At 55.0% G+C, this 25,718-nt stretch carries 7 protein-coding genes; all 7 read left to right on the top strand.

The window, feature by feature from the left end:
• Positions 1–168 precede the first annotated feature (168 nt).
• The 7 genes from AC1MDE_RS05630 to AC1MDE_RS05600 all read left to right on the top strand — a co-directional run bounded on the left by AC1MDE_RS05630 (position 169) and on the right by AC1MDE_RS05600 (position 25,710).
• Positions 169–16,908 carry an Ig-like domain-containing protein gene (locus AC1MDE_RS05630; protein ID WP_480344373.1) on the top strand — a complete coding sequence of 5,580 codons (16,740 nt, stop codon included), beginning with the start codon at positions 169–171 and terminating at the stop codon, positions 16,906–16,908.
• A gap of 78 nt (positions 16,909–16,986) precedes the next feature.
• Positions 16,987–18,438: a TolC family outer membrane protein gene (locus tag AC1MDE_RS05625; protein WP_058961873.1), complete on the top strand. Its 1,452-nt coding sequence runs from the start codon at positions 16,987–16,989 to the stop codon at positions 18,436–18,438.
• Entirely contained in the window at positions 18,435–20,618 is a 2,184-nt protein-coding gene (locus AC1MDE_RS05620) for a type I secretion system permease/ATPase (RefSeq protein ID WP_479414347.1), read from the top strand. Before AC1MDE_RS05625 ends, AC1MDE_RS05620 begins: the two co-directional genes overlap by 4 nt.
• Positions 20,618–21,841: an HlyD family type I secretion periplasmic adaptor subunit gene (locus AC1MDE_RS05615; protein ID WP_374754048.1), complete on the top strand. Its 1,224-nt coding sequence runs from the start codon at positions 20,618–20,620 to the stop codon at positions 21,839–21,841. Before AC1MDE_RS05620 ends, AC1MDE_RS05615 begins: the two co-directional genes overlap by 1 nt.
• Before the next feature lie 721 nt (positions 21,842–22,562).
• Complete coding sequence (locus AC1MDE_RS05610; protein ID WP_160833055.1) at positions 22,563–22,742, top strand: hypothetical protein; 180 nt, start codon at positions 22,563–22,565, stop codon at positions 22,740–22,742.
• 131 nt (positions 22,743–22,873) lie between these two features.
• Complete coding sequence (locus AC1MDE_RS05605) at positions 22,874–24,022, top strand: capsule biosynthesis protein (RefSeq protein ID WP_479414348.1); 1,149 nt, start codon at positions 22,874–22,876, stop codon at positions 24,020–24,022.
• A gap of 11 nt (positions 24,023–24,033) precedes the next feature.
• A complete protein-coding gene (locus AC1MDE_RS05600; protein ID WP_480344372.1) occupies positions 24,034–25,710 on the top strand; it encodes a polysaccharide biosynthesis/export family protein in 1,677 nt (558 codons plus the stop codon).
• Positions 25,711–25,718 lie beyond the last annotated feature (8 nt).

The following is a 25,718-nucleotide window of genomic DNA, read 5'->3' as shown; positions in this document are numbered from 1 at the left end:
TTTCAGGGTGGAGGCTTAACACGACTCAGCGCGATTTCATCATGAGTTTGTATGAGATCGACCAAGAGAAAAAGTGAGTAGTCCTCGGGACTATTCGCCATTGAAGCCGGTATCTGCGGATACCGGGCGTTTTTATGGAATTTAATAACTGCGCGGGATTTCGATAAAATGAATAATATCTCTATCACTCCTAAAGGTGGGACAGTTGCTTCTGAAGTCAGTGGCAGCCAGGTCAATTTATCTGCGCCAAGCGTAGTGAAACTTCACCTTAATCAATCAGATATTAAGTCTTTCACACGCAATGGTAATGATTTAGTCGTCACCACAAAGGCTGGTGAAGTCGTTGTTATTCATAACTTTTACACTGCAGCTGGCGATAGCGATTTGGTGCTGCAGGACGACAAAGGCGCGCTGTGGTGGGTCGAAGATCCGGGCACTGATGGCTTCCAGTACGTCAACATCGACAGTACCGAAGGGCTGTTAGCTGAGAACACCACCAATGACGGCACGATTGCCGCCTTCGGTATCGGTGGTGCGGCGCTGGCGGGCTTGGGTGCGATGTTTGCTGGTTCATCGGGCGGCGGCGGCGGTAATGCAGCGGTCGGTGATGGAAATACCGGCGGCAGCGACAATGGCGGCGGGAATAACGGCGGCGGCAACAACGGTGGGGGTAATAACGGCGGTGGCAACAATGGTGGTGGTGACACTACTGCACCGACTGCTGCGACCAACTTAACGCTTACCGACAATGTTGGCGCGATTCAGGGCGCGATTGTTAACGGCGTCACCACTGACGACAATACTCCGACGCTGACCGGCACCGCAGAAGCGGGTGCTACAGTCAGTATTTACGATGGCAGCACACTGCTTGGAACCGTCGTGGTGGGAGCTGATGGCAACTGGAGCTTCACTTCGCCTGCGTTGGCTGAAGGCCAGCATAGCTTTACCACCACGGTGACGGATGCGGCCGGCAATACCAGCGGCTCCAGCGACCCGATCACGTTTATCGTGGATACCGTTGCACCAGTTGCGGCTGCTGGTCTGGTGGTCAGTGATGATGTTGGCGGTACGCAAGGCCCATTAACCGCTGGCTCGACTACCGATGACAATACCCCGACTATCAGCGGTACTGCTGAACCGGGCACCTACGTTAGCGTGTATGACGGCACTACACTGCTCGGCACTGCAACCGTTGGGGCGGACGGCACCTGGAGTTTCACCACGCCAGCCTTGAGTAATGGCGCGCACAGCCTGACTGTGACGGTTACCGATACGGCGGGCAATGTGAGTGCAGCCACAGATCCGTTTAACTTCAGCGTGACGGCGGATCTGCCTCCAGCAACCTCCACGTTGGAAATCACCGATGATAATGGCAGTACATTGGTGCCACTGACCAATGGCGCTTATACCGATGACAACACACCGGTATTGAGCGGGCTTGCAACTGCAGGCGCAGTCATTACCTTGTATGACGGCGAAACTGTACTGGGCAGCGTTGTTGCCGGGACAGATGGACAATGGGTATTTACGCCTGGCGCACTAGCAGATGGATCCCACGCGATTCACGCCACCATTACGGATTCCACTGGCAATAGTGTTGAATCAGCAATCATTACCATCAACATTGATACTGTTGCGCCAGAAGCAGTAGGTGACCTTCAACTGAGCGGCGATGCAGGCGGCACAGTCGTGCCTTTTGCAGCAGGCGGTGCAACCAATGACACCACTCCAACACTGAGTGGAACTGCTGAGCCAGGTAGCACCATTACTGTTCTGGATGGTACGACAGTATTGGGCACGGCTGTTGTTGACACTAATGGCAACTGGCGATTCACAACACCAGCACTGACCGAAGGTAGCCATAGTCTTACCACCACCGTGACCGACCTCGCAGGCAATACGGGTCCAGCATCGGCGCCAGTTGCCTTCACAGTAGACACAACGGCACCTGCAACATTGGCTGGGTTCACGGTGGCAGATAACGTCGGCGACGTTCAGGATAATCTGACTACTGGTGACACCACGGATGACAACACGCCAACGCTGAGTGGGCAGGCAGAAGCTGGTGCCATTATCAGCATTTATGACGGTGATGTATTGCTGGGTAATGCAACGGCCAACCTTGGTGGTGGCTGGAGCTTTACTACGCCAGCACTGAGTAACGGACCACATAGCCTGACCGTAACGGCGACAGATGCAGCAGGCAATATTAGCGAACGCTCTGAACCATTCGATGTTGAGATTCAGGCAGGTCTTCCGCCTGCGACCTCAACACTGCAGGTGACAGATGACAATGGAAATACCCTTGCACAACTGTCCAACGGCGCCTTTACAAATGACAATTCCCCTATTCTCAGTGGGCTATCGCAAGCGGGTTATGTGATCACGCTGTTTGATGGTGATACGCAGTTAGGCACAGTGATTGTTGGCAGCGATGGTCAATGGACGTTTGCAACCAATGATTTGTCAGAGGGCGCACACACCTTCCATGCCACTATTACCGACATCAATGGCAACGTAACCAATACCGCCAATATTGTTATCAACGTTGATACCGTGGCACCGGATGCAGTGGGTGGCCTGCAAATCAATAACGATGCGGGTAGCGTTCCCGTGCCAGTGGCCTTGGGCGGTATTACCAATGACAGCACTCCTCGCCTGAGCGGTACAGCAGAGCCGGGTAGCACTGTCACTATATCTGATGGCACTACCGTTTTAGGTACGGCCACCGTCGGCGCCAATGGTACCTGGAGCTTCTCAACGCCAGCGTTGGGTGAAGGTGAACATAGCCTGACCGCAACGGTGAAAGATCAGGCTGGCAATATCAGCCCAGCCTCAGATTCACTTACCTTCACGGTGGATACCATTGCACCGGCAGCAGCCAGCGGATTAGTGGTCGCCGATAACGTGGGTGGCAGTACAGGCCCACTGACGTCTGGTGGTACCACCGATGACAACACGTTAGATCTGACAGGCCAGGCTGAAGAGGGCGCTGTCGTAACGGTTTACGACGGCGCAACTTTGCTGGGTACTGTAACGGCAGGTGCTGGCGGCGCATGGAGCTTCACCACTGCAGCACTGAGTAACGGCAGCCATAGCCTGACAGTTACAGTGACGGATATCGCGGGGAATGTTAGCCCTGCAACCACGCCGTTTGTCGTCAATATTGAAGCGGGTCTGCCACCTGCAACCCTCACGCTGGAGGTGACTGATGACAGTGGCAGCACCCTGGTGCTGTTGGCGGATGGCGACAGCACACAAGATACCACCCCGGTCTTAAGTGGCCTGGCAAGTGCTGGTGCAGTGGTGACGTTGACAGATAATGGCACTGAGTTGGGTACTGTTATTGCGGGCGCGGACGGCCAATGGACCTTCACACCAACCGCATTGCCAGATGGACCGCATGCCTTCCAGTCCAGCTATGTTGATGCCACAGGTAATACCATCGATTCCGATGTTATTAATGTGACCATTGATACCGTTGCTCCTCAGCCAGCAACCGGCGTCGAACTCAGCAACGATGCAGGCGATCCGATTTCTTCGGGTGGATCAACTAATGACACCACGCCACAGCTGAATGGTAGCGCTGAACCGGGCAGTACCGTTACCGTAACCGACGGTACTACGGTTCTGGGTACGACTATCGTGGGAGATGACGGCACCTGGACATACACCACTCCGCCATTAACCGAAGGCACGCATAACATCTCGACCACCGTGACCGATCCGGCGGGAAATACTAGTTCAGCCTCCGATCCTATTACGGTGATTGTAGATACGCAGGCTCCCTCCGCAGCGGGTAATGTGCAGCTCAGCACCGACCAGAGTGGTACGTCGGTTCCTATTACCTCTGGAGCTACCAATGACACCACACCTGTATTAAGCGGCACAGCAGAGCCTGGCAGCACCGTTACCGTTTCTGACGGCGGTACCGTACTGGGCACCGCTACCGTGGGTGACGATGGCAATTGGAGCTACACGCCAACATTGACAGAGGGTGATCACAGTCTCACTACGACCGTGACTGACCCCGCGGGCAATGCCAGCTCGGCTTCTAATCCGATTATCGTCAACGTTGATACGACTGCACCTGAGCCTGCCGCCGAAATTCAACTGAGTAACAATCAATCAGGTACGGCAGTGCCGATTACGGGTGACGCAACGAATGACACCACGCCTGTATTAAGCGGTAGCGCTGAACCGGGCAGTACCGTGACCGTGTCGGATGGTAATACTGTGCTGGGTTCAGTGAGCGTCGGCACCGATGGCAACTGGAGTTACACCACCCCCGCGCTAACGGAAGGTAATCATTCTCTCACCGCAACGGTGACCGACCCTGCGGGCAACACCAGCCCGGCCACCGATCCCATTAACTTCATTATTGATGTGACGCCGCCAGCAGCCGCGACAGATGTCGCACTGGCTAATGACGATGGCGATGCAATTGCCGTCGGCGGTGCCACCAATGACACCACCCCAGTGTTGAGCGGAACGGCTACTGAAGGCAGCATTGTTATTGTTTCTGATGGCACCAACGTATTGGGTTCAACTATCGCCGGTACAGGTGGAGCCTGGAGTTACACCACTCCTATATTAGGCCAGGGTCCCCACAGTATTACTGCAGTGGTTACCGATCCGGCGGGTAATAGCAGCACACCGTCTACTCCGATAACCTTCACCGTAGATACTGAAGTGCCAGACGCTGCGGGTGATTTAGTGCTAAGTACCGACCAGAGTGGCAGCGCAGTACCTGTTACCGGCGGTACCACCAACGATACGACCCCTGTATTAAGCGGAACCGCAGAGCCGGGCAGCACCATCACAGTATCTGATAATGGTACGCCATTGGGCACCGCCACAGTGGGTACGGATGGTAACTGGACCTTTACGCCAGAAACCCCGCTGGAGCCAGGCGATCATAGCCTCACCACTACGGTAACTGACCCTGCAGGCAACGTCAGCGATCCCTCTACGCCAATTGAATTTAGCGTGGATACGACGCCACCAGATGTGGTCTCGGATCTGGTGTTGTCCAACAACGAAGGCCAATCACCTGTTGAAATCGCAGCGGGTGCTGCAACCAATGACACCACACCAGCATTAAGCGGCACTGCTGATGCTGAGGGCAGCATTATCACCGTTTATGATGGCACCACGGTGCTTGGCAGTGTTGTGGCAGGCGCAGGCGGAAGCTGGACCTTCACCACACCAACGCTCAGCATTGGCGACCACAGTCTGACCGTGACCGTGACGGATGCAGCGGGTAATGTCAGTGCACCTTCTGACTCAATTACTTTCACCGTGGATACTCAACCTCCAGCCGCAGCTTCGGGTCTGCTGTTGACGAATGGCGATGACACAGCCATTGCCACCGGCGGAGTTACCAATGACACAACACCGGTGTTGAGTGGTAACGCGGAGCCAGGCAGTACGGTAAATGTGTTGGATGGCACTGCGACAATCGGTACTGCTACCGTTGGTGACGATGGGACTTGGACATTTACTCCGGATCCGGCTTTGGAAGCGGGTAACCACAGCCTGAGTGTCACTGTCACCGATCCAGCAGGCAACACTGGACCGGCATCAAGTGCTATTAGCTTTAATATCGATCTCACCGCACCTGAGGCGGCGACTGGTCTGCAACTCAGTAATAACGAGGGCAGTACGCCGTTGGCGATTACCGAAGGCGGTGTTACAAATGACCAGACTCCTGTACTGAGTGGCGCAGCGGGAAGCGCTGAACCCGGCAGCACAGTATCGGTTTACGATAATGATGGCCCAGCACCATTGGGAACCGCGATTGTCGGTGCTGATGGCAGTTGGACCTTTACTTCGCCAGAACTGGCTGCGGGCGATCACAGCCTGACCGTTACGCTGACCGATCCTGCCGGTAACGTGGGGGCTGCTTCTGAACCGTTCACGTTTACCGTTGATGTTACACCTCCGGCTGAAGCGGCTAATGTCTCACTCAATAACGATGATGGTTTAGCAATTGCCGATGGCGACGCGACAAACGATACCACACCTACCTTAAGCGGCTCTGCTGAAGAAGGCAGTATCGTAACCATTTCTGACGGCACCACGGTGCTGGGAACCGTTATTGTGGAAGCTGGCGGAGCGTGGACGTACACCACTCCAACGCTTAGCGAGGGTGACCACAGCCTGACGGCAACCGTTACAGACCCAGCGGGTAATGTTAGTGCACCGTCGGCACCGATTGGCTTTACTGTCGATACCACGGCACCAGCCGCTGCCACTACGGTGGTATTAAGTAATGACAGCAGCGGTACACCTGTGGCCATTACCAATGGTGTAACCAACGATACCACACCAGTCTTAAGTGGCTCGGCGGAACTGGGTAGTACGGTAACGGTGTTGGATAACGGTGCAGAAATTGGCACCGCTACAGTTGATAGCAATGGCAGCTGGACGTTTACGCCAGATCCTGCTCTGGAGCCCGGAGCACATAGCTTAACCACTACCGTAACGGATGCGGCAGGAAATACCGGCCCAGCGTCATCCGCAATCAGTTTCACTCTTGATACAACGGCTCCAGATGCAGCAATAAACCTGCAACTTATCAACAACGAGGGTGGATCACCCGTTGCTATTGCCAATGGTGGTGCGACCAATGACACCACGCCAGTATTGAGCGGTGCCGCAGGCAGTGCCGAACCGGGCAGCATCGTCACGATTTATGATAATGATGCTGTGACGCCTCTAGGCACCGCCACGGTAGGAACGGATGGAAGCTGGAGCTTTACGTCTCCAGCACTTGAAGCGGGTGATCATAGTCTGACCGTTACTTTGACGGATCCAGCGGGTAACGTCAGCGATCCATCTGAGCCGTTTGACTTCTCTGTCGACCTCACTGCGCCAGACACGGCAACAGCGATCACCTTAGCGAACGATGGTGGCACCGCTATTCCTGCGGGGGGCGCAACCAACGACAGCTCACCAGTTTTGAGCGGTGCAGCGGGTAGCGCAGAAGCTGACAGTGTCATCACCGTAACGGATGGCTTAAACGTGCTGGGTACCGCGATTGTGGGTACCGATGGTAGCTGGAGTTTTACTTTACCAACACTGAGCGAAGGTGCTCATAGCCTGACCACGACCGTGACTGATCCCGCTGGCAACGTTAGCGATCCGTCAGCAGCAATTGGCTTCACCGTTGATACTGTACTGCCTGTCGCCGCGACGGCTCTGGTTCTGAGCAGCGATCAGAGCGGAACGCCGGTTGCCATTACCAATGGAACAACTAACGATACGACTCCAGTCTTAAGCGGCACCGCAGAGGCGGGCACGACGGTTACCGTCTTTGCGGATGGTTTGGAACAGGGCACAGCCATCGTAAGTGATGATGGTACCTGGACCTTTATGATAGAGACGCCGCTATCAACAGGTGACCATAGCCTCACGACTTCCGTGACTGATCTCGCCGGGAACACTGGCCCGTTATCAGCGCCTGTCACGTTCACCATCAATACCACAACGCCAGATGCTGCAATCAATCTGCAACTGACCAATGACGAAGGTACTACGCCAGTCACTATCAGTAACGGCGGCGCGACCAATGACACCACGCCAGTGCTCAGTGGTACTGCATTAGCGGGCAGTGTTGTGACCATCTCTGATGATGGCGTTGTGCTGGGCTCGGTTGCGGTAGGTGCGAACGGCAACTGGAGATATACCCTGCCTGAGCTGGATTCCGGCACCGACCATAGTTTGACAACGGTAGTTACCGATCCATCAGGTAATGATAGTGCGCCATCAGCACCGGTTACCTTTAGCGTGGATACGGATGTGCCAGATGCTGCGCTAGGATTGGCGCTTGCGAATGACTCTAGCGACCCGGCATTCCCGATTGCTGCCGGCGGGGTCACCAACGACAGCACACCACTTCTCACCGGTACGGCTGAGCCTAACAGCATTATTACTGTCTCAGACGGCCTAACCGTTCTGGGTACCACCACCGCTGATGAAAATGGTGACTGGAGCTTCACGCCGACACTCACCGATGGGGATCACAGCTTGTCAGTCACGGTAACGGATGAGGCAGGCAATACCAGCGGCGCGAGTGCGCCGGTGGCTGTCACCATTGACACCGTGGCACCTGTTATTACCAATCTGGCGTTGAGTAATGATCTGGGCAGTAACCCAGTGGCGATCCCTGGTGGTGGCCTGACCAATGACAACACGCCAGTCGTCAGCGGTTCGGCGGAGGAAGGTACGATTATTACCATCACAGAGGGTAATACCGTTCTTGGACAGATCACTGTGGATGCAACGGGTAACTGGAGCGTAGCTGTCACTACGGCACTTTCAGACGGTACCCACACGTTGAGTGTGACGGCACGTGATCCTGCCGGTAACACCAGCGCTCCTTCGACCATTAGTGTAGAAGTTGATACCGCCCCACTTCCTGCTGCTACGGGTGTTCTCCTGAGCACCGATAATGGCACGGTGCCGGTAACCAATACCGAGGGCACATTTACCAGTGATAGCACACCGCTTCTCTCTGGATCGGCCACGGCTGGCAGCATTATTAACGTTTACAACGGAGATGACCTGCTTGGCACCACCACGGTAGGCAGCAATGGGGCGTGGAGTATCACTCTGCCGAATCTGCCTGATGAAACGTATACGCTGTCTGTACGCGTGGTTGATGCTGCAGGTAACCTTAGCCCAGCTTCGGATATCACATTCACCGTGGATACGGCTGCGCCTCCTGCTGCTACTTTGCAGGTCTTCAACAATGACGGCACGACCAATGTTGAGGTGCTAAGCGACGGCACGACCAATGATAATACCCCTCTGCTGAGCGGTGCCGCGGAAGCAGGAAGCCTGGTCATTATTTATGATGGTAACCAACAGGCTATCGGTTCAACCATTGCTCTCGATGACGGAACCTGGAGCTTCCAATCACCCGTCTTGTCAGACGGCACGCACACGCTCACTGCGACTGTCACTGATGAAATCGGCAACGTCAGTCAACCTTCTGCGACCTTCACAATTAGTGTGGATGCGACGGCACCGGAACCTGTCAGTGATTTAGTCGTGCAAAATGATGTTGATCCTGATGCACCTGTGACCATCGCTAATGGTGGGGCAACCAGTGACACTACGCCTGCTATCAGTGGTAACGCAGAACCTGGTAGCACCGTATCGATTATCAATACGGCGACAGGTGAGGTGCTTGGCACGGCAGTTGCTGACCCTGATACAGGTGTTTGGAGTTACACCACGACCACCGCCTGGCCTGAGGGCACTTACAATCTGGGCATTGTAGTCACCGATGAGGCGGGTAATGCCAGCGCCACGACCAATTTCAATATCACCATTGATAGCACTGCACCTGTAGTTGGAACCTTTACCGTTAGTAACAACAACGGTGCCAACCCTGTCACTATTCCTGCTGACTCTACGACGAATGACAGTACGCCAGTACTACGTGGTACCGGCGGAGAAGCGGGATCCATTATCAACGTTTACTCTGATGGTCTCCTGGTAGGCTCAACGATAGTGGCAGACAACGGTACATGGCGCGTGGTCACCACTGAGCTGGGTCAGGGTGAACAAACGCTTTCCGTCACCGCAACTGATGCTGCGGGTAACACCTCAGCTGCAACAACCTACACGCTGACTGTGGATACCCTGGCACCAGAGGCGCCTCTTGGTCTGACCGCAACAGATAATGCGGGCGGGGCAACTGGCGAACTTTCAACGGGCGACGTTACAGATGACAACACCCCAACCTTCGGCGGAACCGCTGAATTGGGTAGTATTGTCTCTGTTTATGACGGCACCACCCTGTTGGGTAGCGCGGTTGCTGATGCTACGACGGGTGCATGGACGTTTACACCCGTTGCGTTGAGTAATGGTCTGCATAACTTCACGGCAACGGCAACCGATGCGGCGGGCAACGTCAGCCCAGCGGCACCTCAGCCTGCCTTTGAGTTAAACATTCAAGCAGACTTGCCACCTGCGACCAGTACATTGCAGATCACCGATGACAGTGGTTCCACACTGGTGGATCTGGCTGACGGTGATTACACCAAAGACACAAGCCCTGTTCTGACCGGTGTAACAACAGCCAATGCCGTGGTCACTATCCTGGATGGCGCAACCGAGTTGGGTCAGGTTATTGCAGACGGCGACGGTCAATGGACCTTTACCCCGAATCCAGTTTTGGGTCAGGGTGAGCATGCTATCACGGTGACTATCGTAGATGCGGAAGGTAATGCTGGAGTGGGTGCGGGCCCAATCACCATTAACATTGACAGCATCGTGCCAGACGCCGTTGCTAACCTTGTAGTCAACAACAACAACGGTTCAACACCAGTGGTAATTGGTGAAGGAACGTCAACTAATGACAACACCCCGCAACTGACTGGTACAACAGAAGCGGGTGGTATCGTCACCATTTACGATGGTACGAATGTTATTGGCAGTACAACGGCAGGAACGGACGGCGTATGGAGTTTCACCACTTCAACATTGACCAGTGGTGCGCATGCGGTGAGTGTCACGGTGACCGACCTGGCTGGTAACATTAGCCCGGCGTCTGCTACCGTGAACTTCACTGTAGATACCATTGCTCCGGCGGCGGCGACCAATCTAGTGGTCACCAACAATGATGCAGCGCCTAATGTTGTGATACCTAACGGCGGCTCGACTAATGACAGCACGCCGGTACTGAGTGGTATCGCGGAAGCTAACAGCACGGTGACGATTTATGATGGCACCACAGTTCTAGGCACAGCGACCGCAGACGGCACCGGTAACTGGTCTTACAGCCCAACGCTGGCTGAAGGTACGCATACGCTGAGTGTGCGAGTCACAGATGCTGCCGGTAACGTTAGTGGTGCATCAAGCACTGCCACGGTGATTGTCGATACCACACCTCCGGCTGTGACTATTGCCGCGAGCAATAACAATGGCACAACGGCCATTCCTATCGCCAATAATGGCAGCACTAATGACTCCACCCCGGCACTCAGTGGTACCACCGATCCAGGCAGTTTGGTGATTATCAGTGAGAACAACGTAGTAGTGGGCTCTGTCACCGCCAGCAGTACGGGGTCATGGAGTTATGTCAGCACAGCGCTTGGTGAGGGCCAACATACCTTTAGTGTGACCGCGACAGATATTGCTGGAAACGTGAGTCCAGCGGCGACCGTAACAGTCAACGTCTCTCTCACAGGACCAGCACCAGTGACCAATCTGGTTGTAACGGATGACGTTGCACCGGTTACCGGCCCATTGACCAGTGGCGCAACCACCAATGACAACACTCCAACCTTGTCCGGCGGGGCGGGGACCGCAGGTAATATCGTCACGGTTTACGATGGCACGACAGTGCTGGGTACGGTGATCGCCGGTGCGGGTGGGGCATGGACCTTCACCACGGCAGCGCTCTCTAACGGCGCACATCCACTGAGCGTAACGGTGACCGATGCCGCAGGTAACACCAGCACGGCAACGAGCTTCCCTATCACGGTGGATACGGTTGCGCCGGTTGCTTCAACTTTGGTTATCACCAACGATGTTACCAATGTAACGGTGCCGAACGGTGGCTCAACCAATGACACCACGCCAACACTCAGAGGTACAGTCAGTACAGCGGAAGCGGGTGGACGTGTCACCATTTCTGATGGCACAACCGTGCTTGGTACCGCCATTGTCCAGTCTGACGGTACATGGAGCTTTACGACTACCGCACTGAGTGTAGGCACGCATCCATTAAGCGTGACGGTCACTGATGCCGCAGGTAACGTCAGCGGCACGACGTCGGCAAGTGTCATCATTGATACCACCGCGCCGGGCGCAGTCACGGTTGCAGCCAGCAACAACAATGGCTCAACACCTATTGCCATTGCCAACGGCGGCAGCACTAACGACAATACGCCAGCACTGAGCGGTACGGCAGAGGCGGGCAGCGTGGTCATCGTGCGTGAAGGCACTACGGTGCTGGGTTCCACCACGGCGAGCAGCACCGGCGCATGGGGCATCACCAGTTCTATACTGACTGACGGCACGCACAACCTGAGCGTCACGGCAACGGATGCGGCGGGTAACGTCAGTACGGCGACACCAATCACGCTGATTATCGATACTGGTGTGCCGGTGGCATCAAACCTGATTGTCACCAATGACGTGACTAACGTTGCGGTACCTAACGGCGGTTCCACCAACGACAGCACGCCGACGCTGAGTGGAACGGCCGAAGCGAACGCAGTGGTCACCATCCTTGACGGCACCACAGTTCTGGGTTCAGTGACGGCGGGCGCTGGTGGCGCATGGACCTTCACACCAACCACAGCGCTGAGTAATGGTACTCATCCACTGAGCGTGACGGTGAGAGATGCGGCGGGTAACGTTAGCCCGGCATCAACCACGGTTACAGTCATCGTGGATACCGTTGCACCGACCGCAACCACACTGGTGATCACCAATGACAATACCGGTGTGGTAGTCCCAGCGGGTGGGTCGACCAACGACACCACACCAACCTTAAGCGGCGTGGCGGAAGCGGGCAGTCGTGTCAGCATCCTGGATAACGGTACGCTTCTGGGGACCGCCATCGCAGGATCCAACGGTGTATGGACCTTCACAACTGGTGTCCTGGTTGCTGGTACCCATCCGCTGACTGCAACGGTGACGGATGCGGCGGGTAACGTCAGCGGCTCAACGGCGGCGACGGTCATCATTGATACCACCGCGCCGGGCGCGGTCACGGTTGCAGCCAGCAACAACAATGGCTCAACACCGATTGCCATTGCCAACGGCGGCAGCACCAACGACAACACGCCAGCGCTGAGCGGTACGGCAGAGGCGGGCAGCGTGGTCATCGTGCGTGAAGGCGCAACGGTGCTGGGTTCCACTACGGCGAGTAGCACCGGAGCATGGAGCATCACCAGTTCCACACTGGCCGATGGCACGCACAACCTGAGCGTCACGGCAACGGATGCGGCGGGTAACGTCAGTACGGCGACGCCAGTCACGCTGATTATCGATACCGGCGTGCCGGTAGCGGCAACGGGACTAACGGTGACCAACGACAGCGTGACGCCAAACACCACGGTAGCGAACGGCGGTTCGACCAACGACAGCACGCCAGTGCTGAGCGGTACGGCGGAAGGCGGTTCAATCGTGACGGTGTATGACGGCACCACAGTGCTGGGTTCGACAACGGCAGCCGCTGGCGGGGCGTGGAGCTTCACACCACCAACGGCATTGGCCAATGGCAGCCATCCGCTGAGCGTGACGGTGAAAGATGCGGCGGGCAACGTCAGCCCGGCCTCTGGCACCTACACGGTGATCGTGGATACCGTGGCACCAACCAATACGACGCTGGTCATCACCAATGACAATACCGGTGTGGTAGTCCCAGCGGGTGGATCGACCAATGACACCACACCAACCTTAAGCGGTGTGGCGGAAGCGGGCAGCCGTGTCAGCATCTTTGATAACGGTACACTTCTGGGGACTGCTGTTGCAGGCTCTAACGGTGTCTGGACCTTTACCACTGCAGCCCTGAATCCGGGCAGCCATCCGCTGACCGCGACCGTTACGGATGCAGCGGGTAACGTCAGCGGCTCAACGGCGGCGACGGTCATCATTGATACCACCGCGCCGGGCGCAGTCACGGTTGCAGCCAGCAACAACAATGGCTCAACACCGATTGCGATTGCCAACGGCGGCAGCACCAACGACAACACGCCAGCGCTGAGCGGTACGGCAGAGGCGGGCAGCGTGGTCATCGTGCGTGAAGGCGCAACGGTGCTGGGTTCCACTACGGCGAGTAGCACCGGAGCATGGAGCATCACCAGTTCCACACTGGCCGATGGCACGCACAACCTGAGCGTCACGGCAACGGATGCGGCGGGTAACGTCAGTACGGCGACGCCAGTCACGCTGATTATCGATACCGGCGTGCCGGTAGCGGCAACGGGACTGACGGTGACCAATGACAGCGTGACGCCAAACACCACGGTAGCGAACGGCGGTTCGACCAACGACAGCACGCCAGTGTTGAGCGGTACGGCGGAAGGCGGTTCCATCGTGACGGTGTATGACGGCACCACGGTGCTGGGTTCGACAACGGCAGCCGCTGGCGGGGCGTGGAGCTTCACACCACCAACGGCGTTGACCAATGGCAGCCATCCGCTGAGCGTGACGGTGAAAGATGCGGCGGGCAACGTCAGCCCGGCCTCTGGCACCTACACGGTTATAGTGGATACCGTAGCGCCAGCGGCTTCAACTCTGGTCATCACCAATGACAATACTGGGGTCGTTGTGCCAGCGGGTGGATCGACCAACGACACCACACCAACCTTAAGCGGTGTGGCGGAAGTCGGTAGTCGCATCACTATTCTGGATGGCACCACCGTGCTAGGCACCGCAATCGTTGGAGCAAGCGGTACGTGGACTTACACCACAGTGACACTCGGTACGGGTACACATCCGCTAAGCGTTACAGTAACGGATGCTGCAGGTAACGTTAGTGGTGCCACCAACGCCACCGTAATAGTGGATACCACCACACCATCTGCTGTGACCCTGGCCGCAAGTAACAACAATGGCAGTACGCCAGTAACGATTCCAAACAACGGTGTCACTAATGACAGCACGCCACTGTTGAGCGGAACCGGCGAGGCAGGCGCACGCATTAGTGTCTATGAAGGCGCCACTCTGTTGGGTACCGCAACGGTTGCCAGCAATGGAAGCTGGAGCTTTGTCACTGGCACCTTGAGCAACGGTACGCATACGTTAAGCGTGACTCAGACCGATGCTGCGGGCAACGTCAGCCCAGCGGCATCAACCACGCTGCGTATTGACACTGTGGCACCAACAGCCAGTACGTTAACCATCACTGATGATGCCGGTACAACACCGGTAACGTTGGCCAATGGCGCGTACACCCGTGATACCACACCAGTATTGAGTGGTACGGCTGAAGTCGGTGCAGTTGTCACTATCTTTGATGGCGCAACGGCGCTGGGTTCGGTCACGGTAGGTGCAGGTGGTACCTGGACATTCACCACTGCAGCACTTGGAAATGGTGCTCATACTTTGAGCACCACCGTCACCGACTCTGCAGGGAACGTCAGTACAGGCAATACCACGGCAACGGTCAACGTCGATACCGTTGCACCTGCGGCTGTCTCGGGCCTGGCGATTAACACTGCGGGTACGGTCGTGACGGGCAGCGGTGAAGTGGGTGCAACGGTCACGGTACGTGACGCAGGCGGTGCAGCCATTGGTACAGCGACTGTCGGAGCGGGCGGAACATGGTCAGTGTCGCTCACCACGGCGCAAACCACCGGAGCGACTTTGTCGGTTACTCAGGCGGACCGTGCAGGCAACGTCTCAACCAGCACATCGTTGGTCGGTGCCATTCGTATCGTCGCCACTAACGACACCAATGAAGTGGACTACAGCACAACGCAGGGCACCCTTAACAATGGCACGACCAGTGTGTCTCACGTTGCGCTGGCCAACGTTGGTTTGGGGAACGTGTTGAATGCCAGTGTCTTGTCGAACGGTAATGCGTATGTGTTCTCAGTGGGACCAGATGATACGCGCACCATTACGCTCAATGGTTCAGTCGGTGGTATCAATCTGATTTCAACCTATTCGCTGTATCTGTACGAGCAGCAGACGAATGGTACCTGGTTGTTAATCAAAACTAACGCCGGTTACTTATCAACCGGGTTGATTTCACTGGGTACACAAACCGGTGCCAACGTCACCTACAGCAATTTGGGAACAGGTAACTATGCGGTCGTTCTTGGTTCAAACGTCAGTGTTGGCGTATTGCCTACCACCACCATCAGCACGGTATCTGATATCACTACGCTAGCGGTTACGGTTGCTGCAACAGTCACCGGTAATCTATTAACGAACGATACCAGTTCAATAGCGGGTACGGTGCCAACCGGAACAGCAGTAACGGCAGTCTCGGGCAGTGCGGTTGCCTCAACGGGTAATACAGTAATCAATACCACCTACGGTACGCTGACTATTGATTCCCAAGGTAACTACACCTATGTACTGAAGGCGGGTCTGAATATCGATACCTTGCCAACTGCCGATACCTTTACCTACTCGGTGAGGGATGCGAGTGGTGCACTCACCTCTGCCACCTTGACCGTAACTCTGCATAACGGTGCGGCAACATCGTTGCTGTCAGTGAACAGTTTGTTTGCTGAAACCACCAGTGGAGAGCATGACGCCAGCGGCAGTATTTACGGTGATTCAACTGCAACGCACACCGGAACCTTGAGTATTACTAATGAACACGGCGATACCACCACCGTGAGCAGCAGTGGTTCAACTCTGGTAACCGGTGACTACGGTACGTTGAGCATTGCTGCCAACGGCAGTTATACCTACACGCTGAAAGCGGGCCTTGATGCGCAGACTATTACGCACAAAGAGGTGTTCACCTACAGTCTGGCTGCGTCTGACGGCACCATTACTCATAACAGCTTTACCATCGACCTCCACCCGACCATCACTGGAACCGCTGGCGCAGACACGCTAACGGGCAGTGCCTACGACGACACCATCACCACCGGTGCCGGCGCAGACACTCTGGTGTACCACCTGCTGGCAACTGCGGATGCCACTGGCGGTAACGGGCACGATACCTGGACCGACTTTAATGTTGCGCAAGGTGACAAAGTTGACATCAGTAACTTGCTAATTGGCTGGAATGATTCCACAAGTAATATTAATGATTTCGTGAAAGTGGACCATACTTCTGATGGCAACACCGTGCTCTCAATTGACCGTGATGGTACAGGTACGGCGTACAGCAGTACTCAACTGGTCACGCTGGAAGGCGTGAACGTATCACTGGAGGAATTGCTGCAACAACCGCACCAAAACACCACGGCCTAACGGCGGTGAAATGAAGCAGGGAAGCAGTATGGGCACAGGGATGTGCCCCTTTCTTTGTTACTGACTGGTGGATTATCGATGGATTTGATGCAATCAGGCGCTCCAACTCGCCGTTATTCTAAGCTCAGCGTCTTCTGTGCGGGCATCGCTTTATTTCATTGTTCTCAACTTATGGCTGCCAGTGATGCGCTCACCTCGGCAGGCACCATTACTTCAACAGGGCTGGCACAGCAACAGGATCTGCCCTCGTTAACCGGTGAAGTGGCCGAACCCGCATTGGCCCGAGTTCCGGACTCCCTAACCATCAATCAGGCAGTACAACGCGCCATTCAGTGGCATCCCGACATTGCGCAGGCAGTGGGGAAAATGCTGGAGCAGGCCAATCAGGTGGATGTGGCGAAAGCCAAATATTACCCGCAGGTAAGCGGCGGGATGAACAACGGTTACAGCAATGCTTATACCGAGAAGGGATTCAGCCCATCGTTCGTATTGTCGGTTTCGCAGATGCTGTATGACTTTGGCAAAGTTAGCAGTTCAGTGCGCTCCGCCGAAGCGGGCGTGGCGATGGAACAAGCCAATGTGTTAGTGAGCATTGATACCGTAGCCCACGATACGGCTTCCGCGCTGGTGGAAGTTCAGGGTTATCAGCAGTTGGTCAAAATTGCGCGGCAGCAACTGGATTCGCTGACGAAAATTGGCGATCTGGCACGTCAGCGTAATGACGAGGGCGCAGCTTCACTCTCCGATGCCACGCAAACGGATGCGCGTATCGAAGGGGCGCGCACCACACTGATTCAATATCAAGCCAACCTCGAACGCTGGCGTGCGACGCTGGCGACCTATCTTGGTTGGCCGTTGGTGAAAAAAGTCAGCGACGATTTCCCGGTGAATCTGACACGTTCGTGCGGGATAGCAAAAGCTGATGACAAGCTCAATCCAGCGGTACTCTCTGCATGGGCGCAGGCTAACCAGGCGCAAGCCAAATTGGATAACGCCAACGCGCAGAACATGCCGACTATTTCGCTTGAACCTCAGGTGACTCACTATCTCAACAACCATTACTCCGGCAGTGAAACGCTGGACCGCACGCAATATCAGGCTTTCGTTAAAGTCGAAATGCCGATTTATCAGGGCGGCGGTATCACGGCCGCACGCGATGCAGCGGCCAACGCGTTACTGGCGGCTAATGCGGCCGTCAACTCCGCGCGATTGAAAGCGCGTCAGCAACTGAGTGAATCGCAGACTCAGGCGCTAAGCCTGTCGCAGAGCCTGGCGATCATGGCGCGGCAACAAACGCTGGGCGAGAAAACTCAGCAGCTCTATCAGGATCAGTATCTGCAACTGGGCACCCGTCCATTACTGGATGTGCTTAACGCTGAGCAGGAAGTGTTCCAGACGCGTTTAACGCTCCAACAAACTATCAGCCAGCTACGAACGCTTCAGCTCGACTGCTTATACAGCACCGGGCACATCCGATCGGCGTTCGCTTTGAATAATCAGCGGATCCAGAATGTGGAGATCCAGCCATGACCCAATTACAAATTCCTGATGCTCCCAATGGCGATAGCAGTAGCGCTACGGGCGGCGATGTTCCATTGAATGGATGGGCAACCGCCATCATCCAGATCGCCACCCATTATCGCTTGCCCTGTTCACCAGGCATGATCATGGCCGCCGCCGAATGGCAGGGTAAGCAAACCCGTGATAAAGCACTGCGCCATTTGGCGCGTCAGGCTGGTTTATCACTACAGCTATATGAAGAGAATAAATGGGAAATCACCAGCTGGCGTTTGCCACTGGCGGTAGAACTGAACGATGGGCAAGTCGGTGTTATCACCAGTTTTGACGGTGATGATGAAGTGCGCGTGCATTTCTCCGGAGATGAACAACCCGCCCCCGTCGCGCTGGCAACGTTGCTGCCTGAAATACGCTTCGCCGCAGCATTACGCCCGGTAACGGCCGCAAAAGACAGCCGTGTCGATCGTTATCTGGCAACCGTAAAACCCAACTGGCTGATGAAGCTGGTGCTGCACGATATGCGGCCTTACGCCCATGTCATGCTGGCCTCCTTCCTGATCAACCTGATGGCGCTGGTCGGCATTATCTTCTCCATGCAGGTGTATGACCGCGTGATCCCCGCGCAATCTTATCCCACGCTGTATGTGCTCTATATTGGCGTCATTATCTCGGTAGTGTTCACTTATATCCTGCGCGTTGGGCGCGATCACGTCACCGATCTGCTGGGTAAACGCGCTGATATGCGTGTATCGGATCGCGTATTTGGCCATGCACTGCGGCTGCGTAACAGTGCGGTGCCGCGTTCGACCGGTACCTTTATTTCTCAGCTGCGCGAGCTGGAATCGATCCGTGAGATGGTGACTTCAACCACCGTCTCCGCCATCGTCGATATGCCGTTCTTCCTGCTGTTCCTGCTGGTGATGGCCATTATCGCTCCCCAGCTGGCATGGATAGCGCCCATCGCGGTGATTTTGATGGTGCTGCCAGGCCTGTTCAGCCAGAAAAAACTGGCGAAGCTGGCACAGCAGGCGATGAAAGAGTCCACGCTGCGTAATGCGGTGCTGGTGGAGAGCGTGCAGGGGCTGGAGGATATCAAGCTGATGCAGGCAGAAGATCGCTTCCTGCAACAGTGGAACAGCTACATTCGCATTACCGCGCAATCCGGCGTTGAGATGCGAAAAGTCATGCATTCGTTGATCAGTTGGGGTGTGACGGTACAAGGTCTGGTGTATGCCAGTGTCATCGTAGTGGGTGCGCCAATGGTGATCAATGGCGATATCTCTACCGGTGCGATTGTGGCGGCATCCCTGCTTTCCTCTCGTATGATTGCCCCCATGGCAACACTGTGTGGAGTGCTGGCGCGCTGGCAGCAGGTGAAAGCCGCCAAAATCGGTCTGGATGCGTTGATGAATCTGCCGGTGGAAAACAGCAAAGATGAAACACGTATCCATTGCCCGGTGCTGTTTGGCCATTACCAGTTCAATGATGCGATGTTCCGCTATTACAGTGATTCACTCACCGTCGCACTGCGTATTAAAAGCCTGACGATCAAACCGGGTGAACGTATTGCCGTGCTGGGTCGCAACGGTTCGGGCAAATCAACCTTGTTGCAAGCGATGATCGGCGGCATGGATCTGGTGGGCGGTGAACTGCGTCTGGATAACCTCAGCTTGCCGCATATCGATCTGGCCGATGTACGCCGTAACGTCGGTTTACTGACGCAGAATGCGCGCTTGTTCCACGGCACACTGCGCGAAAACCTGACAATGGGCGCGGCACACGCCACCGATGACGCCATTTTCGGTGCATTAACCGTCAGCGGTGGTGCTGACTTTATCCGTCGTCTGCCGCTGGGGCTGGATCATCCCATCATGGAAGGTGGCGTGGGGTTATCGGGAGGGCAACGGCAATCACTGCTGCTGGCGCGCATGTTGCTGCGCGATCCGAACATCATTCTGCTCGATGAACCGACCGCTGCGCTCGATGATCATACCGAGAAAGAGTTTATCGAGCGTTTAGGGGCCTGGCTCAATGGCCGCACCTTAATCGTCGCCACTCACCGTGCGGCGATCCTTGCATTGGTGGATCGCGTGTTGGTACTCAAGGATGGGCAACTGGTGATGGACAGCCCGAAAGAAAACGCACTGCCACCGCCGCGTGCGGGCGGTAGCCAGCCGGAGGTGCAAGCATGATGAAGCAACTTCCTGGCAAACTGCGGCTGGTGACGGCAGCAGAAGTGGATTCATCCGATGATCTGTTGGGTGAATTAAAGTCGGAAACCCATTACACCGGCGCGGTGCGGTTGATCACTATCAGCACCGCTTTGATGCTGGTTGCACTGGTGTGGGCCTGGTTTGGCGTACTGGATGAAGTCTCAACCGGCACGGGCAAAGTAATCCCGAGTTCACGCGATCAGGTGCTGCAATCTTTAGAGGGCGGGATCCTCACCGAACTCTACGTGCACGAAGGCGATCGGGTGAAAGCGGGGCAGGTGGTGGCGCGTCTGGATGCCACACGTTCTCAATCCAGCGTCGGCGAGAGTGCGGCGCGTTATCGGGCGGCACTGGCGGCGGCATCGCGCCTGAGAGCCGAGGTCAACGATGATCCCCTCACGTTCCCGGATGAACTCAAGGCTTATCCCGATCTAATTGCCTCCGAGACGCGGTTGTACAAAACCAAACGCGCCCAGCTCAATGACTCGACTAAACAGTTCAAAGAGTCGCTGGCGTTGGCAAACAAAGAGTTAGCGATCACACAGCGACTGGCGAAAACCGGCGCAGCCAGTAGCGTTGAAGTGTTGCGTTTGCAGCGTGATAAATCGGATCTGGAATTGAAACTCACTGACATGCGCTCGCAATACTATGTGCAGGCGCGTGAGGAGCTGGCAAAAGCCAGTGCCGAGGCCGACAGCCTGGCTGAGGTGATCAAAGGGCGTGAAGATACGGTGACGCGCCTGACCATCCGTGCGCCGATGAATGGCATCGTGAAAAACATCAAAGTCTCCACGGTCGGCGGGGTTATTCCTCCCAATGGCGAACTGATGAACATCGTGCCACTCAACGACCGTCTGCTGATTGAGGCGCGCCTGTCACCGCGTGATATCGCCTTTATCCATCCCGGCCAGCGTGCGGTGGTGAAGATCTCGGCCTATGACTACGCGATTTATGGTGGCATGAACGGCGTGGTGGAAAGCATTTCACCGGATACTATCCAGGATGAGGTGAAGCCGGAGATTTACTACTATCGCGTGTTTATCCGCACTGATAACGACTACGTGCAGAACAAAGCCGGTAAGCGCTACTCGATCAGTCCGGGGATGGTTTCTACTGTCGATATCAAGACCGGCGAGAAGACCATCATGGATTATCTGGTGAAACCGTTTAATAAAGCCAAAGAGGCGATGCGCGAACGTTAATCGCACAATCTCGATGTTTAAGGGCCGCCGTTGAGGAGTCAACGGCGGCTTTTTTGTGTCGTGAGTTGGGTGACTTAAAGGAAATTGATGTTTTGTTAGGGCGCAGACAGGTACTGTTTTGCGAGAAGGTGACATTTTTTATCCAGTATCAGCGCTAACCTGTTCGCCAAATTTAGTGCTGAAGAGATGCAGCTAACCAAGGCCATTCTCAGGGAGTTTTCTCGGTTTTCTTTGACCTGATGGGTTGCAATGGTAATTACTGGAAGCTTTTTGACATTTTTAGAAAATTTTAGTGCGAACTAGGGTAATGTGTGGAGAATTTGATTTAAATCTTCGTTAAACAGATGAATTAAGGCGTTTTATGCCAGTGGCTTCTTTTATGTGGTTAAGAATTGACCTTTGAAATGATAAGGGTTCAATAAGAATATGCTTAAAATTCTTGTGCCGCCTGTTGCTGTATGTTACATAGAGTGTCGAATTTCTATCCCTTGCTCACTTCAGATTTTGCTGTGAGCGTCGCAGTGAAAAATAATAAAAAGAACTTACCTCACTACCCGTTAAGCGGATGCCTATGCGCACGCTTTGGCTCGCCACTCATAGAGATGGCGCGATGAGGTTATTTAGGGGATAGAGCAAAATCGTTAATGAAATTTAGCTGTGCTTCCGTTGTATGGAAGCGTAGCGAGAGCATTTGCCAGATATATCATGCAAAGGAACTGACATGAAGCAGGTTGTTTTTCAGGAGCAGCAAAGCGGCAGCATTTTGCCGGGATTGATCCCTTCAGTTTCTACCGTGTTGATTGAGTGGCATCCTGCGCTTAGCCTCAACTCTCAGCATGACTCAATCGAATTTAAGAATCCGCAAATAGGGTGCAGAACCTTTGAGTCCCTGCGCTTTTGATTACCCGTTGACTGAATAAAAATAACCAGCCTTGTACAAATTTTCGGCTGACCATGGAGAAGTGGGTGTGAGAGATACTACCAAACCCGAATTGTAGTTTGGGCACCCCAACAATAATTGATGACTGTTACATGTTGATGAAAGTTAAGTCCGCCGCATCCACGATGCGTTCGCGTTTTCCTGCCATTTCACTGGCGGAAATTCAGAAGCACCTGGCGAAAATTATCATTCTGCTGCCGATGGCGCTGCTACTGATCTATCTCGTGATCTTCAGCCAGCCGCGCTATATGAGCGAATCCAAAGTCGCGATAAAACGTTCGGACGATCTCAGCAGCAGTAGTCTTAATTTTGGCTTGTTGCTGGGTGCCTCTAATCCCAGTTCCGCCGAAGATGCGCTCTACCTCAAGGAGTACATCAATTCACCGGACATGCTACGGGTGCTGGATAAGCAACTCGACTTCCATGAAGCCTTTAGTCATAGCGGGTTGGATTTCCTCAACCATCTGGCAAAGGAAGAGACCGCCGAACGCTTCCTGCAGTACTACCGTGACCGCATCAGCATTGCTTACGACGATAAAACCGGCCTGCTGGATATCCAGACGCAAGGCTTCAGCCCTGAATTTGCGCTTAAGTTTAACCGGGCCGTGTTGAAAGAATCCGAGCGCTTTATCAACGAACTGTCGCACCGGATTGCACGCGATCAGCTCTCGTTTGCTGAAGCGGAAATGGAGAAAGCACGCGTTCGACTGGATGCCAGCAAAAGTGAATTGCTCGCTTACCAGAACAGCAACAACGTGCTGGACCCGGAAGCGCAGGCTCTTGCCGCCAGCACCCTGGTCAATACCCTGATGGGTCAAAAGATCCAGATGGAAGCCGATCTGCGTAACCTGCTGACCTATCTGCGTGATGACGCGCCGCAGGTGGTGAGTGCGCAAAACGCGATCTCCTCCTTACAAGCGCAGATTGACGCTGAAAAAAGCAAAATCACCGCGCCGCAGGGCCACAAGCTGAACCGTATGGCGGTGGATTTTGAAGAGATTAAATCGAAGGTGGCGTTTGATACCGAGCTGTACAAGCTGGCGCTGACTTCGATTGAGAAAACCCGCGTGGAAGCGGCACGTAAGCTGAAAGTCTTGTCGGTGATCAGTTCACCGCAGCAGCCGCAGGAATCCACATTCCCCAATACCCCTTATTTGATCGCCTGCTGGTTGCTGGTGTGCTGCTTATTGTTCGGCACGCTGAAATTGCTGTTAGCCGTTATTGAAGATCACCGGGATTAATTGAGTTCGTCATGAAATTATTGAAGTCACTGTTATTGCTTGCTGTCTGGCAAGCCACCTCCGCCAGCGCGGCCGTCGATATTAATGCCGATCCGAATCTGACCGGTGCGGCACCGTTGCCTTCGTTCCTCACTGGCCAGCAGAGTCAGGTGCAAAGCAGCGATGGGTTTGATAACACCCCGCGCCCGGTAGCATCGGCGATGATGAGCCGCATGTTTGGCGCACAGCTGTTTAACGGCACCAGCGCCGATAGCGGCGCAACCGTCGGCTTTAACCCTGGCTATGTGCTTAATCCTGGCGACAGCATTCAGGTTCGTTTGTGGGGCGCGTTCACTTTTGATGGCGCATTACAGGTCGATCCGAAAGGCAATATCTTCCTGCCGAATGTGGGGCCGGTAAAAGTCGCGGGCGTGAGCAACAGTCAGCTGAATGCGTTAGTGACTAGCAAAGTCAAAGAGGTTTATCAGGCTAACGTCAGTGTGTACGCCTCGCTGCTGCAGGCGCAGCCGGTGAAGGTTTACGTGACCGGTTTTGTGCGCAGCCCTGGCTTGTATGGAGGTGTGACCTCTGATTCCCTGCTCAACTACCTGATTAAAGCGGGCGGCGTCGATCCCGATCGCGGCAGTTATGTCGATATCGTGGTGAAGCGTGGCAACCGCGTGCGTTCCAGCATTAACCTGTATGACTTCCTGCTCAACGGCAAGCTGGGTCTGTCACAGTTTGCCGATGGTGACACCATCGTGGTGGGGCCGCGTCAGCACACCTTTAGCGTGCAGGGTGATGTGTTCAACAGCTATGACTTTGAATTCCGTGACAGCAGCATTCCGGTTACGGAAGCGCTGAGCTGGGCGCGTGCTAAACCAGGCGCCACTAACATCACTATTATCCGTCAGCAGGGCTTGCAGAAACGTAGTGAGTATTACCCGATCAGTTCTGCGCCGGGCCGCATGTTGCAGGATGGCGATACGCTGATTGTCAGCACCGATCGCTATGCCGGCACCATTCAGGTTCGCGTCGAAGGTGCGCACTCTGGCGAACACGCGATGGTGCTGCCATACGGTTCGAGCATGCGTGCGGTGTTAGCGAAGATCCGCACCAACAGCATGTCTGAAATGAGTGCTATCCAGCTTTACCGTCCTTCTGTGGCGCAGCGTCAGAAAGAGATGCTGGATCTGTCCCTGCAGAAACTGGAAGAAGCCTCGCTCTCTGCCCAATCCTCCACCAAAGAAGAAGCCAGCCTGCGCATGCAGGAAGCTCAGCTGATCAGCCGCTTCGTCAACAAAGCGCGCAACGTGGTGCCGAAGGGTGAAGTGATCCTCAACGAGAAGAACCTCGATTCGATTCTGCTGGAAGATGGCGACGTGATTAACATCCCGCAGAAAACCTCGCTGGTTATGGTGCATGGCGAAGTGCTGTTCCCGAATGCGGTGAGCTGGGAGAAAGGCATGAGCCCGAAAGATTACATCGAGAAATGTGGTGGTCTGACGCAGAAATCGGGTAATGCCAAGATTGTGGTGATTCGTCAGAACGGTGCAGCCGAGAACGGTGAAGATGTTGACACGCTGAGCCCAGGCGACGAGCTGATGGTACTGCCGAAGTACGAATCGAAGAACATCGAAGTGACACGTGGTATTTCCACCATCCTCTACCAGCTGGCGGTGGGTGCGAAAGTGATTCTGTCGATTTGATTTTTTTA

This window comes from Pantoea folii, assembly GCF_056678875.1.
The sequence above is the reverse complement of the archived record's forward strand: the minus strand, read 5'-3'. Positions and strand labels throughout refer to the sequence as shown.